Raw genomic sequence first — 13701 nt, 5'->3', positions numbered from 1 at the left:
TTGTCAGTATAAAGTTTTTTGAAAATTAATAAATGTCAGTCTGAGGCTCTCGAAGACCACTTAAAAAATTTATTCCTTAATGATCTTCTGACTTATGATTTTAATATCATCTTTTTTCAGTACCAAAATATAATTTCCAGATCTCAAAGTAGAAACATCAATGCTTTTATCATTCTCAGCAACATTGGTATTCAAAACAGATTTTCCGGACAAATCCAAAATCTCTGCTGTGATATTTTTATCATTAATATTTTTGACATATATAAAATCTTTTGCCGGAATTGGAGAAATTTGAATTTGACTTGTATCAATATCCGAAACGGCTAGAGAATTAGTTTTAACTTTAAAGATTTTTCCATTAGATGCAGCAACATAAAGTTGTTTCTGATTGTCCTCACCAAACGTTGTAAAATTGTTTCCGGAAAAAGCTGATGTCCACGTAATGGTAGTATTGTCAAGAATCCCGATTTGAGTTGAACAGTAATCTGCAAAAATATATTTTCCTACCAGGTCAGGGTAAAGATTGCCTCTGTAAACATAACCACCGGTAATGGAGCATTTTCCGCCGGAATGGTCATAGTCTACAACAGGAAAGGTCATTGTTGAAGCATTGGCACAACCGGCGGTGTTGTATGCATTATTTCCTTCATAGCATCGCCATCCGTAGTTGATTCCCGCTGAAGTTGTGGGAACTCTGTTTATTTCTTCAATCAAATTCTGACCCACATCAGCAATCCAAATATTGTTGGTTGTTTTGTCAAAGGAATACTTCCAACCATTCCTTAAACCATAAGACCAAATTTCATCAGCACCATCAATTCCTACAAAAGGATTATCAGCAGGAATATTGTAAGTATTCTCGGAGTTGACATCAATTCTCAACAGTTTTCCTAGAAGTGAGTTTTTGTTTTGCCCGTTGTTATTGGGATCGCCACCACTTCCTCCGTCTCCTGTTGAGATCCAAAGATAACCATCCGCTCCGAAGTGGATGCTTCCACCATTATGATTGGTAAAAGGTTTTTCGATAGATAACAGTACTTTTTCTGTAGCCGGGTCTGCAGTATTTGGATTGGCAGAATTGGCAGTGAATCTGGAAACAGTTATGGTTCTACCTGCTCTGTTATAATAAACATAAAAATAACGGTTGGTTGCAAATTGCGGATGAAATGCCAAGCCTAATAATCCCATTTCTCCACTGAAGTTGACCCTGTCCGTAATGTTCAGAAAATTATTGGTTTCAAAAGTTCCATTGGTATTCAAAATTCTGATGGTTCCAGATTGCTGAACTACAAAAAGTCTGTCGTCGTTTGTGGGAGAAGCAATTATTTCTACAGGATTTGAGGCTGTCGCGAATTCTTCCAATATGATTTGCTGTGCCGATATTCCCAATGAAAATGCAAAGGAAAAAATGAATAGTAATTTTTTCATAACTTATTATTTTATAGATTTTTAATAAAGTTACCAAATTTAATGCCTGAACAAATGGTAAATTATTTAATTCTTAATAAACCGAAATTTTATCTCATTTTTTTGCTGAATAATCGGATTTGAATTCAATATAAAAAGTATAATGCAGATTTCTCATTTTCAAATTCTTATTTCCATGATAAATCATTATATTTGCCGACTTAATTTATATATATCGTAAGAAAATGCAAGGAAAAGGACTCGTTACATTAGTTGCCATCGTTCTTGGATTAATTTGCCTTAATGAGCTTCTGCCTTCTTTCTATGCCAACAAAATAGAAAAGGAAGCGAAAGCAATTGCAGGAGAAAATCCAGTGAAATACCAGGCTGAGATTGCAAGACTTTCTAAAGACACCCTTAATCTAGGTTTCACAAAACTGGATTATGCGTCAGCAAAACAGAAAGAAATGAAACTCGGATTGGATCTTAAAGGTGGTATCAACGTATTATTGGAGATCAATCAGAGAGATCTGGTAAATGATCTTAGTAATTACTCTACAAATGCTACTTTAATAGAAGCACTTAACAGAACAGACAAAGCACAGAAAAACTCAAGTAAACAATACATCGAGGATTTCTTTACACAATTCGAAGCTGTTAATCAGGAAAAAAGAACGAATCTGAAACTTGCGGATCCTGAGATCTTCGGAAACACGAATCTTTCTGAGATCAAATTCAATACGCCTGACGATCAGGTTAAAAATATTGTAAGAAAAAAAATAGATGCATCTGTAGGAACGGCTTATGAAGTTCTTAGAACACGTATCGACAAAATGGGTGTTACACAGCCAAACGTTCAGAGGGTTCCCGGAACTGGAAGGATCTTGGTGGAGATGCCTGGTATCAAGGATATCGACAGAGTTAAAAAGATGTTGGCAACTTCTGCTAAGCTTCAGTTTTGGGAAGTACAGCTAGGGCAAGAGGTTGTACCATATTTTTCTCAACTGGACCAGCTGGTTAAAGCTAAAGGAGATTCTATAGGTGTTCCCAAGACAACGAATTTAATGAACTTGATCCAATTGAATTCTACACCTGGGAATGCAGTGGCCAACGTAAAATTGGCTGATACAGCAGTTGTGAATAAATTACTTAACAGCGATATAGCTATCAAAGCGAGACCTGTTAATTTGAAATATACCCAGTTTATGTGGGGTTACAAGCCTGAGAATAATACTTCCAACAGTCTTGTATTATATGCCATCCGTGGAAATATCACACAGAAAGCGCCAGTTGACGGTGCTGTAGAATCTGCAAATATCAATTATGACCAGTTAGGTCGTATCGTGGTGGATATGCAGATGGATTCTCAAGGTGCTCGTGATTGGAAAGCGATGACTGAGAAAAACAAAGGTAAAGTGGTAGCTGTAACTCTAGATAACAGAGTTTATACCGCACCTTCTGTAAATGATGTGATTCCTAACGGTAGAACTCAGATCTCTGGAAACTTTACTCAAGAAGAAGCTAAAGATCTGGTAGATGTTCTTGGGGCTGGTAAATTGCCTGCGGGCGCCAAAATTGTACAGGCTGATGTTGTCGGTCCATCTCTTGGAGCTGAGTCTATCAATGATGGGATTATGTCATTCCTTATTGCATTTGCAATTATTATCGTTTACATCATTTTCTATTATGGTGGCGCAGGAGTTTATGCAGTCATTGCAATGACGATCAACTTATTCTACATCTTCGGGATCATGGATTCTGTGGATGCTACTCTTACGCTTCCTGGTATTGCTGGTATTGTATTATCTATGGCGATGGCAGTGGATGCCAACGTTATCATCTATGAAAGAACGAAAGAAGAATTGTTCCTTGGAAAAGGAATTATGGAAGCTTACAAAGATGGTTTCAAACATGCGATCTCTGCGATCATCGATGGTCACGCGACTACTTTCATTACAGCTTTGATTCTTTATGTCTTCGGAACAGGACCTATCAAAGGTTTTGCAGTAACGTTGATGATTGGATTGGTAATGACATTGTTCACTTCGGTATTGTTATCGAGAGTGATGATCTTCAGCAGACTGGAAAAAGGAAAATCTCTTTCTGTTTGGACGGCGCCAACTAAAAATCTTTTCAGAAATACTTGGCTAGATTTCATCGGGAAAAGAAAATGGTCTTACATTGTATCAGGTATATTGATGGTGATCGCAATTGCATCTATCGCAATCAATGGATTCAAATATGGTATTGATTTTACAGGTGGGCGTAACTATGTGGTGAGATTTGAAAAACCTGTAGATGCTGAAAAAATTGAAAGTAGTATAGGTAAATTGATGGTAACTACAGATGGTCAAAATAACATTGTAGAGGCTAAAACTTTTGGTAACTCTTCTCAGTTGAAGATAACTACTGATTATTTAATTGATGACGAGTCTCTTCAAGCCGATCAGACTGTAGAACAAAAAATATATGAAGGACTTAAATCTGAATTACCAGCCGGTATGACCTTGGCAGAATTTAAGTCTGCAGATAAAGGCCACGCAGGAATTGTTTCTTCAACCAAAGTTGGACCTACAGTTGCAGATGATATCAAAACACATGGTATGTTGGCGGTAGCTGCATCATTGATTGGTATCTTCATCTACATCCTGGTAAGATTTGATAAGTGGCAATTCTCGCTTGGAGCGGTTGCCGGTCTATTCCATGATACTGTGGTTATCCTTGGGGTCTACTCATTGTTCTACAAAGTAATGCCTTTTAATATGGAGATCAATCAGGATTTCATTGCAGCGATCCTGACGGTGATCGGATATTCCATCAATGACACGGTGATCATCTTTGATAGAATTAGAGAATACCTGCGTGAGAAGAAGGCATTGACTTTGGCTGGATTATTTGATGATTCGATTTCCAGTACAATTGGTAGAACGTTCAACACGTCTTTCACTACGATCTTGGTGATCCTTGCGATCTTCATCTTCGGTGGGGATAACTTGAGAGGATTTATGTTCTGTCTATTGATTGGTATTGGATTCGGTACTTATTCATCTATTTTCATTGCATCGGCTACGGCTTATGACTTCCTGAAAGGAAAGAAAAAGGAAGATAAGGTAACAGGAAAATCTTCGATCAGCAATGCTGAAATAGTGAAATAATTTTCTTAAAATATATAATAAAAAGCTCTCAATAAATTGGGAGCTTTTTTGTTTATGGTTGTAGCTTGTGTTGCTGGGTTGTAGTTTTAAGAATGTAGGTAATATTTTATTAAACCAAGACTATTGTTTTGTAAGCGTCCAGGTGCCTTGTTTATCTTTGTCTTTCCATGTTCCCTTCTTATCTTTCAGGTTACCGTAAAGTGTAAAGCTAAGTGTGTGGAGATCACGGGCTGCAATGTGCCATCGTCATAGACATAGCTGGCCAGGTCTACTTCTGTGCGACCCAATGACCCTGTGATATTACCATTTTTAGAAATGTCCAGAGTGAGGGTTCCCACTTCGTTGCCATTATATGTTCCGACCCATTTTCCCATAAATGGAGAGGTATGATTCTCTTCTTCTTTTTGTTGCCAATAGTTGTCTGTGATTTGGTCGCAAGATGTGATTGCGAAAAGTATGGATAGGGTTAAGGTGATTTTGATTTTCATTGGATGGTGTTTAGTTTGTTATTTTATTTGGGACAAGCAGGATGCTCGCACAGGCGAGGTTTAAATTGCTTACTAGTTTTGTGTAATATTAATTATTTTCTTCCAGAATCTACCAATTGAATATGATCAATTTAGGAAAATAAAACTATGTAATATTTTGGAATTTAATTGTAAGATCAAAAAATTCTTATCTTCGCAACCGTTATGAAAACAAATCAAAAATCTGCTGCTATCGGTTTTATATTTATCACATTATTGATAGATATCACAGGCTGGGGAATCATTATTCCTGTAGTCCCCAAACTGATAGAAGAACTGATCCACGCAGACATCAGCGAGGCTGCAAAATATGGTGGCTGGCTTAGTTTTGCTTATGCTTTTATCCAATTTGTTTTTTCCCCAATGGTTGGAAACCTCAGTGACAAATATGGGCGAAGACCAATTATTCTATTATCACTTTTTGGATTCTCTGTAGATTATATTTTCCTGGCTTTATCACCCAATATCTGGTGGCTGTTTATAGGTAGGATCATCGCAGGAATTACCGGAGCCAGTGTTACAACTGCAAGTGCGTACATCGCAGATATCTCGACAGATAAGGACCGGGCAAAGAATTTTGGATTGATAGGAGCTGCTTTTGGACTAGGTTTCATTATTGGGCCTGTTTTGGGAGGTGTTCTGGGGCATTATGGTTCCAGGGTTCCGTTTTATGCAGCGGCGGTTTTGTGTATGATCAATTTCATTTACGGATATTTCATCTTGCCCGAAAGTCTGGATAAAGACAACCGTAGGGAATTTGACTGGAAACGTGCCAACCCAATTGGCTCTTTAAAATTACTGAGGAAACATCCTGAGATTTCGGGATTGGTTATTTCCCTGATCTTGATCTATATCGGCGGGCACGCCGTACAAAGTAACTGGAGTTTCTATACGATGTACAGATTCAATTGGGATGAGAGAATGGTTGGTATTTCTCTTGGTGTTGTAGGCTTGATGGTTGGACTGGTTCAGGGATTACTGATCAGATGGGTCAACCCGAAAATAGGTGATAAAAAAAGTATTTTCTATGGATTGCTGTTGTACTCATTCGGGATGTTGCTGTATGCTTTCGCAACGGAAGGCTGGATGATGCTGGTATTTACAATCCCTTATTGCTTAGGGGGAATCTGCGGACCCGCTTTACAATCGATCATCACTAAAAATATTCCTTCCAATGAACAAGGAGAATTACAAGGGGCATTAACGAGTTTGATGAGTGCCACTTCTATCATCGGGCCACCATTGATGACGAATTTGTTTTACTATTTCACACACAAAGAAGCGCCATTCCAGTTTCCAGGAGCGCCATTTTTCTTGGCATTCTTGCTGTTTATGGCGAGTATCTATTTTGTTTATATTAATTTTAAAGGGAAGAAAGAAAATTAATAATGTTTCTTTTTATGATAAAATTATGATAACTAAATGTCTGCTAGCTTTATAATCTTTCTTAATTTTGTCAAATGGAATTGAGTATTGGAGAAATGCTGATGATTGCTCTGGCGATCGTTGTTTTGTTCGGCCCCGATAAATTACCCGAGATTGCAAGAGGTCTTGGAGAAGGTGTTCGTAAGATGCGCGGCGCCGTAGATGATATCAAAACCGAAATCATGAAGGAGGCGGATAACCCTGTTTCCGAGATCAAAAAAGAGATTGAAAAAGTGAAGCAATCTGCACAGGAATTCAATCCTTTGGCAGAGAAGAAAAATGATTCTTTTCTAAAACAAGAAACACCTAAAATAGACCTTTCCGAGGACGATTCTCACGAAGGTCCCGTAAGCCGATAATCTATGAATGAAGTAATTTCTCTGGATCAACAACTTCTATTATTTCTCAATGGTTTGGGAAGTTCCACGTTCGACCCGTTTTGGCTTTTGGTTACGGGAAAATGGTTTTGGATACCGTTTTATGTGATTTTACTTTATCTTGTTTATAAAGCTGTTCCTACTAAAAAACTAATTTTTGTCCTCATTTTCATCGCCATCGGAATCACGATTTCCGACCAATTGGCAAGTGTTTTCAAACATGGTGTAGAAAGATTGAGGCCTTGCCATGAGCCATTACTAATGGGAAAAATGCGATTGGTGATCTGTGGCGGAAAGTATGGTTTCTATTCTGCGCACGCTTCCAGCTCTTTTTTTCTGGTTAGTTTTCTTACGATATTGATTGGGAAAAACTACAGATACCTGCCGTACATCTTAGTTGTCTGGGCATTTATAGTGTCTTACAGTAGGATCTATATTGGCGTTCATTATCCGGGTGATATTGCTTTTGGCGCAGCAGTTGGTTTTCTTTTAGGTGGCGTTTTGGCGAATCTTACGAAGAAAGTACTGAACAAGCAATCGGTTTAATTTCTAAAAAATCGATTTTCCGTTTGAACTCAAAACTGACTCAAAAATTTTACGGATTAGATAATTTGCGGGCTTTCGCAATTATTTTTGTTTTCCTATTTCACTATTTTATTTTGAGTGGAGGCGAACCGGAATGGCTTCCTGATGTTGCAAGATTTGGCTGGACGGGTGTCGATTTATTTTTTGTGTTGAGTGGATTCCTGATTTCATCTCAATTATTTCAAGAAGTAAAAAATGATGGTCAATTATCATTGAAAAACTTCTTCCTTAAAAGAGTTTTCAGGATTCCGCCGGCTTACTTTTTTACAGTAGGATTATATTTTTGCTTGCCGTTTTTTCGTGAAAGAGAAAGCCTGCCGCCGTTTTGGAAATTTCTGACCTTTACTCAGAATCTTGGTTTGAATTTAAAAGATGAAGGGACATTTTCCCATTGCTGGTCACTTTGTGTGGAAGAGCATTTTTATTTATTCCTTCCATTGATCCTGATGCTTATCGTTTCCGGAAAATGGATGACGCGGGCTTATTGGGTTTTGGTTTTATTTTTCATTTTCGGGATTGCAATCAGAATTTACAGTTATAACGATTTGTATATGCCAAATATGGCGGATGAAAGCAATTGGATGTATTGGTACAAATATGTTTATTATCCGACTTACAACCGTTTGGATGGATTATTAGCCGGTGTTTTGATCGCAGGACTTTATCATTTTTATCCTAAGGTCTGGAATAGAACCTCGCTTTTTGGTAATTTGATTTTATGCTTTGGATTAATGATTCTTGTTTCTGCCTATTTTTATGTGAAAATCAAATGAGTTTTGAAGCTTCGGTTTTTGGATTTCCTTTGATTGCTTTGGGCTATGGATTGTTTGTTTTGGGGGCAATTGCTCCGACAAGTTTTTTATACAAATGGAATTCTACAATACTGAGTAGAATCGCCACGCTTTCTTATGCTGTTTATTTAACACATAAAGGTGTGGTCCATATGACCCATCAATTGTTTGAAAATTATGAGATTGACAGTAATTTGATGCTTATGATCTGTATGATGACTTGTATTGGTTTTGCTCAGGTCATACATCTGGTCGTTGAGAAACCATTTATGAAACTTAGAAAACGATTTGTCAAATAATATCAATCATTATGATAAGGCTTTCCTTGCAAAATTGTAGCTGCTCTGTAGATCTGTTCCACAAAAAATAACCGGATCATCTGGTGCGTAAAGGTCATTTTTGATAATGATATCTTTTCATTGGCACGTTGGTAGATCTCATCAGAAAAACCATAAGCACCACCAATCAAAATATTAATTTTTTTCACGGAACTTCCCATCCAGAAATCGATTTTCTCAGAGAATTCTCGGCTTGTGAATTGCTTTCCTTTTTCGTCCAAAAGAATTACCAGGTCAGAAGAATCGATTTGGTTGTGAAATAGTTTTGCTTCCTCTTTTTTCAGTTGGTCAGAACTTAGATTTTTGGCGTTTTTGATATCCGGAATCTCTATCAGTTCAAAGTTCCAGTGTTTGGGGATTCTGGGGAGATAATATTTGATAAGAGAAACAATTTCTTTATCATCTGTTTTGCCGATACAGATCAAATTAATACGCATTTACTATATTTGTGAGGCAAAGATAAATGAATGGCAAAAAAAATACAGCGTTTTTTCCTCAAAATCAAAAACTTTTTCGACGGGATCCACATACCAGTTTTGGGAATTTCTCTCTGGAAGATGTTCACGATATATTCTGATGCCATTTTCAAAAATCCTTTAGGAAGACAGGCTGCCAGTATTTCGTGGAGTTTTTTTCTAAGTCTTTTCCCGATGATTCTTTTCTTGTTGTCGGTTTTGCCTTATATGCCGCACTACGATAAACTTCAGTTTTACATCTTCGAAGTTCTGATGCCTCGTATTTTTCCGTCTCATATGCAAAGTGATGTCACGGGTTATATACAAACAAGCCTTCTTCCTAATATGAAGTCGATAAGTACTTTAACGATTTTACTATCTTTTGTTTTTGCGACTAACGGTTGTTTCACATTCATCAATGGATTCAACAGAAATACGGAACTTAAAAGAGGTTTCGTAAAAGAATATGCTTTGGCGATGTTGGTTACAATTTCCTTTCTGACACTGGTTTTCCTTTCGATTTTTGGAATCTATTACAGTGAGGTTGTCCTCAAACTTTTCACGCCGACCTATGACATTGGCTGGTTTACAAAGAATCTTACAAAGATCATTGGATTTATATCTTTTCCGTTGTTCTATCTTATTTTGTTGACACTTTTCTATTGGGTTGGCTGTCTAAAAATCACAAGACTTAGAGAAGCTTTCCCCGGAGCAGTTTTGACAACAGTTCTATTTGTTACATTGACCTACTTCTTTGCCATTTATGTGGCGAATATCGCAAGATATAACGTTCTTTATGGTTCCATTGGTTCTATTATTTTGGTAATGGTTTGGATTAATGTCAATGTTTTTCTTGTACTGATGGGAAATGAACTTAATCTTGCCATTAAAAAGGTTAAGTTGGAAAAGTTAGTACGAGATGAGATGATAACAATTAAATAGTTTGGTTGAGATGTTTATCCCAATAGCGTTTATTAAAATTATTATATTTACAATACTAAAAATAAAACACTAAAATATATAACTATGGCAAAAGGTCAAGATGCTAAAAAAACAGTGAAAAAAGAACCACTGAAAACAGCAAAAGAAAAGAAAGAAGCTAAGAGAGAAAAGAAAAATGCTTCTAAAAGAGATTAAAATTCATAAACCTTTCAATTAAATTTCGGAAGGTTTTTTATTGAAATTTAAAATTACAAAGCCTATAACTCCGGATAAAACCGAAGCAGCCAGAATGCTGATCTTGGCAATTTCTTGATTCTCAATTTGATCAGGAAAAGCTAAAAGCGAGACGAAAATTGACATAGTGAAACCTATTCCGGCTAAAAATCCTACGCCAATCAATTGCTGCCATTTTGAAAAAGCCGGAAGCTCACTCCATTTTAGCTTGACAACGATCCAAGAAAATAAATTGATACCAATAACTTTTCCAGCAAATAATCCGGCAATAATTCCTAAGCTCAATGGATTGATAAAATTGGCAAAAACCTCTGATCGAAAAGTAATATTAGTATTAGCCAATGCAAATAATGGCATTATCACAAAACTGACAGGGATATGAAGTTTTTGTTCCAGCTTTTCTAACGGAGAGATCTCGGTTTCGGAAATATTTGTTGGAATTGTAAATGCTAAAATCACTCCTGCAATAGTTGCATGAATACCGGAATGGTGCATAAAATACCAAAGAAATAATCCCGGGATCAGATAGAATAAAAGATTTTTAATCCCTATTTTGTTTAAAATAATTAGAAGAATTGTAATTCCGCCACAACCCCCTAAAGAGATCCAATCAATAGAATCTGTATAAAACAATGCGATCACGATAATAGCCCCCAGATCATCTACTATTGCTAATGCGCTTAAAAATACTTTGAGAGAATTAGGGATACTTTTTCCAAGCAATGAAATGATGGCCAGAGAAAATGCAATATCGGTTGCCATTGGAATTGCCCAGCCATTTTTATACCCGGAATTATAATTGAATGCAAAATAGATCAAAGCGGGAACCAACATGCCACCGAGTGCGGCGAAAATTGGGAGATTCGCTTTTTTCATGTCGGATAATTCGCCCTCCAACAGCTCTCTTTTGATTTCCAATCCTACCAAAAGGAAGAAAATAGCCATCAATCCATCGTTGATCCAAACAGAAACTGAATAATTCAAATGAAAAAATTCAGTTCCAATATTGGAATTAAGAAGATTTTGAAAATTCTCCGATAGAGAACTATTTGCGATACCTAATGAAATGAGAACACAAATGATAAGTACAATTCCAGAGCTTTTGCTGTTGTGAAAAAATTGTTGAAAGTATTTTGATAATTGCATTACGTTCGCTTCACTTTAGAGACGCCTTTTATAGCTTTTAACTGTTTGAAAGTTTCTTCCAATTGACTTTTATTTTTAACCTCGAGAGCGATACTTCCTGTAAAAATACCATCATTTGAAGCAATGCTCATACTCTTCATATCCATATTCATAGAACCGCTGATAACTGCTGTGATATCGTTGATCATTCCCATTCTGTCCAGGCCTTCGATCTCTATTTTGATCCTGTTTTTGAAGCTCTCTGCGTTGACCCATTTTGCCTGCAGAACTCTGTAATCGTAATTGGCTCTTAAGTTGATCGCATTTGGGCAGCTTTCACTATGGACCTTGATCCCATCAGAAATGGTAATGAACCCGAAAATTTTATCACCAGGGATTACTGTACAGCATTTAGCAAAAGAATAATTCAGTTTTTCCTCATCTTTTCCGAATACGATCATATCCAGATTAGAGTCGACCTTTTCGACGTACTCTTCTTTGGAGGATGATTTTCTGAAACGGTTGAAGATATTGCTGAGAATGCTTTTTTTATCAGAATATCTCTTGATATCACCAATATCGAAGGTTCCGTTTTGGAAGCCTAGAAATAAATCTTGAGAAGTTTTCAGATTAAGAAATTTTTGTAATCCATTGATCTCTTCATCGGAGAAATTCAGTTTTGCGTGACGCATCTTTCTCTGAAGTATCTCTTTCCCTTCCGCGGTGTTCTGATTTTTTTCGGAATTAAGGATGTTCTTGATCTTGGATTTGGCTTTGGAAGTTACTACAAAGTCCAGCCAATCAGCCTTCGGTTTTTGATTTTGAGAGGAAAGGATGTCTATCTGGTCACCATTTTGAAGAACATAACTTATCGGAACCAATTTTCCGTTGATCTTTGCTCCCAGACATTTTGTTCCCAGATCTGAGTGAACCGAAAATGCAAAATCCAAAGCAGTTGCTCCAGTCGGAAGAATTTTGATCTCCCCTTTTGGAGTAAAAACGAAAACCTCTTTGGAGTAAAGATTTAATTTGATATTATCAAGAAGTTCAGATGTGGAAAGGTTTTGTTGTTGCTCAAGAACGTCCCTGATCTCGGAAACCCAGTTTTCGAATCTCTGGTCATCAGTATTTTTTCTATAGCCTTCTTTGTATTTATAATGGGCTGCAACTCCTTTTTCGGCAATCTCGTTCATTCTTTCGGAACGGATCTGGACCTCGATCCATTTTTTATCCGGACCCATTACGGTCAAATGGAGACTCTCATAACCAGTTGACCTTGGCTGGGAGATCCAGTCACGCATTCGGGAAGGATTGCTTTGATAAAGGTCTGTTACGATGGAGTAGATCTTCCAGGCTAGGAATTTTTCATTTCTAGGGTCGGATTTATAAATGATCCTGATGGCATAATTGTCATAAACTTCTTCAAAAGTTACGTTCTGCTTTTGCATTTTACGATAAATCGAACTGATGGCTTTTGCGCGTCCTTTGATCGTGAAGTTGAGGTTTTCTTCTTTCAGCTGTTCGGAAACTTCTTTTGTGAACTCCTCAACATATTTTTCACGAACTTCTTTTGCTGTTTCTAATTTGTTCAGGATTTCATTATAGACCTCTGGATTATTATATTTTAAAGATAGGTCTTCTAGTTCGGATTTGATAGAATAAAGTCCAAATCTATGAGCTAATGGAGCATAAATGTATGCAGTTTCTGCAGCTATTTTTTTCTGCTTTACAGGATGCATGCTTTCCAGGGTTCTCATATTGTGCAGTCGGTCTGCTATTTTGATGAGAATCACACGGAAATCTTCCGAAAGTGTAAGTAATAGTTTTCTGTAATTTTCAGACTGGACAGAAATGTTCTGTTGGTTCATTACAGATATTTTTGTCAATCCACTGACTATATCCGCAATGGTTTTGCCGAAGATTTTATTAAGGTCTTCGTAAGTATATTCAGAATCCTCTATTACATCATGGAGTAGAGCGCAGGCGATACTTGTTGCACCTAAGCCGACTTCATTTGCTACAATTTTAGCGACTTCTATCGGATGGTAGATGTAGGGTTCGCCGGTTTTTCTACGCTGGTCCTTGTGGGCGTCCAAAGCAATATCAAAGGCTTTTCTGATAAGCTTGTTCTGCTCCTCGTCCAAGGTACGGTATGTATTGGTAATGAGGTCTTTATATCGCGCAAGGATTTCCTTGTTTTCTTTCTCTAGGTCGTAAATCATCTAAATCGTGTAAATGAATAACGAATATACTAAAAATTACAAAAAAAGTCAAGGGAAATGTTGTAGTTGAAAGGATTCTGTTATGGATTTCTAATTAAAATATAAAAATTGATTTTAT

Annotated in this window: 12 protein-coding genes; 7 read left to right on the top strand and 5 right to left on the bottom strand. The window is 37.0% G+C overall.

All coding sequences use genetic code 11. The annotated features are described in order from the left end of the window. Positions 1-69 precede the first annotated feature (69 nt). The gene (locus tag BLT30_RS09035; RefSeq protein ID WP_089873249.1) at positions 70-1428 is read right to left on the bottom strand and encodes a PQQ-dependent sugar dehydrogenase; all 1359 of its coding nucleotides are present in this window, start codon (positions 1426-1428) and stop codon (positions 70-72) included. Between the two features lie 224 nt (positions 1429-1652). On the opposite strand from BLT30_RS09035, the gene secD reads away from it, so the two are divergent. Next, positions 1653-4562: a protein translocase subunit SecD gene (secD, locus tag BLT30_RS09030; protein ID WP_089873248.1), complete on the top strand. Its 2910-nt coding sequence runs from the start codon at positions 1653-1655 to the stop codon at positions 4560-4562. A gap of 185 nt (positions 4563-4747) precedes the next feature. Here the strand turns inward: secD and BLT30_RS09025 are convergent, their stop codons facing one another. Continuing rightward, on the bottom strand, positions 4748-5050 hold the full coding sequence (locus BLT30_RS09025) for a hypothetical protein (RefSeq protein ID WP_089873247.1): 303 nt from the start codon (positions 5048-5050) through the stop codon (positions 4748-4750). 204 nt (positions 5051-5254) lie between these two features. Between BLT30_RS09025 and BLT30_RS09020 the strand changes: the two genes are divergently transcribed. From BLT30_RS09020 to BLT30_RS18180, 5 genes are all read left to right on the top strand, one after another. Beyond that, entirely contained in the window at positions 5255-6475 is a 1221-nt protein-coding gene (locus BLT30_RS09020) for a TCR/Tet family MFS transporter (RefSeq protein ID WP_089873246.1), read from the top strand. A gap of 74 nt (positions 6476-6549) precedes the next feature. Continuing rightward, on the top strand, positions 6550-6873 hold the full coding sequence (locus tag BLT30_RS09015) for a Sec-independent protein translocase subunit TatA/TatB (RefSeq protein ID WP_027384053.1): 324 nt from the start codon (positions 6550-6552) through the stop codon (positions 6871-6873). Positions 6874-6876: 3 nt separating this feature from the next. Beyond that, the gene (locus BLT30_RS09010) at positions 6877-7437 is read left to right on the top strand and encodes a phosphatase PAP2 family protein (RefSeq protein ID WP_089873245.1); all 561 of its coding nucleotides are present in this window, start codon (positions 6877-6879) and stop codon (positions 7435-7437) included. Positions 7438-7460: 23 nt separating this feature from the next. Further along, on the top strand, positions 7461-8249 hold the full coding sequence (locus BLT30_RS09005; protein WP_175487168.1) for an acyltransferase family protein: 789 nt from the start codon (positions 7461-7463) through the stop codon (positions 8247-8249). Then, positions 8246-8566, top strand: coding sequence for an acyltransferase family protein (locus tag BLT30_RS18180; protein WP_175487167.1), 321 nt, complete (start codon positions 8246-8248; stop codon positions 8564-8566). Before BLT30_RS09005 ends, BLT30_RS18180 begins: the two co-directional genes overlap by 4 nt. A 2-nt stretch (positions 8567-8568) precedes the next feature. Here the strand turns inward: BLT30_RS18180 and rlmH are convergent, their stop codons facing one another. Next, complete coding sequence (gene rlmH, locus BLT30_RS09000) at positions 8569-9042, bottom strand: 23S rRNA (pseudouridine(1915)-N(3))-methyltransferase RlmH (protein WP_089873244.1); 474 nt, start codon at positions 9040-9042, stop codon at positions 8569-8571. Positions 9043-9072: 30 nt separating this feature from the next. On the opposite strand from rlmH, the gene BLT30_RS08995 reads away from it, so the two are divergent. Then, a complete protein-coding gene (locus BLT30_RS08995) occupies positions 9073-10002 on the top strand; it encodes a YihY/virulence factor BrkB family protein (RefSeq protein ID WP_089873243.1) in 930 nt (309 codons plus the stop codon). Between the two features lie 213 nt (positions 10003-10215). On the opposite strand, the gene nhaA is transcribed toward BLT30_RS08995, so the two are convergent. Together nhaA and BLT30_RS08980 are read right to left on the bottom strand one after the other, a co-directional pair. Continuing rightward, positions 10216-11382, bottom strand: coding sequence for a Na+/H+ antiporter NhaA (gene nhaA / locus BLT30_RS08985; protein ID WP_089873241.1), 1167 nt, complete (start codon positions 11380-11382; stop codon positions 10216-10218). Further along, positions 11382-13583 carry a RelA/SpoT family protein gene (locus tag BLT30_RS08980; RefSeq protein WP_089873240.1) on the bottom strand — a complete coding sequence of 734 codons (2202 nt, stop codon included), beginning with the start codon at positions 13581-13583 and terminating at the stop codon, positions 11382-11384. The genes nhaA and BLT30_RS08980 overlap by 1 nt, the downstream gene beginning before the upstream one ends. Positions 13584-13701 lie beyond the last annotated feature (118 nt).

The sequence above is a fragment of the Epilithonimonas hungarica genome (assembly GCF_900102265.1).
Lineage (GTDB): Bacteria > Bacteroidota > Bacteroidia > Flavobacteriales > Weeksellaceae > Epilithonimonas > Epilithonimonas hungarica.
Note: the sequence above shows the minus strand (reverse complement) of the source record. Positions and strands in the feature narration are given on the sequence as shown.

Coding starts and splice junctions, on each gene's coding strand:
- BLT30_RS08980 (WP_089873240.1), bottom strand. CDS start 13,583: ATGATTTACGACCTAGAGAAAGAAAACAAGGAAATCCTTGCGCGATAT.
- BLT30_RS09020 (WP_089873246.1), top strand. CDS start 5,255: ATGAAAACAAATCAAAAATCTGCTGCTATCGGTTTTATATTTATCACA.
- rlmH (WP_089873244.1), bottom strand. CDS start 9,042: ATGCGTATTAATTTGATCTGTATCGGCAAAACAGATGATAAAGAAATT.
- BLT30_RS18180 (WP_175487167.1), top strand. CDS start 8,246: ATGAGTTTTGAAGCTTCGGTTTTTGGATTTCCTTTGATTGCTTTGGGC.
- BLT30_RS09015 (WP_027384053.1), top strand. CDS start 6,550: ATGGAATTGAGTATTGGAGAAATGCTGATGATTGCTCTGGCGATCGTT.
- secD (WP_089873248.1), top strand. CDS start 1,653: ATGCAAGGAAAAGGACTCGTTACATTAGTTGCCATCGTTCTTGGATTA.
- BLT30_RS08995 (WP_089873243.1), top strand. CDS start 9,073: ATGGCAAAAAAAATACAGCGTTTTTTCCTCAAAATCAAAAACTTTTTC.
- BLT30_RS09035 (WP_089873249.1), bottom strand. CDS start 1,428: ATGAAAAAATTACTATTCATTTTTTCCTTTGCATTTTCATTGGGAATA.
- BLT30_RS09025 (WP_089873247.1), bottom strand. CDS start 5,050: ATGAAAATCAAAATCACCTTAACCCTATCCATACTTTTCGCAATCACA.
- nhaA (WP_089873241.1), bottom strand. CDS start 11,382: ATGCAATTATCAAAATACTTTCAACAATTTTTTCACAACAGCAAAAGC.
- BLT30_RS09010 (WP_089873245.1), top strand. CDS start 6,877: ATGAATGAAGTAATTTCTCTGGATCAACAACTTCTATTATTTCTCAAT.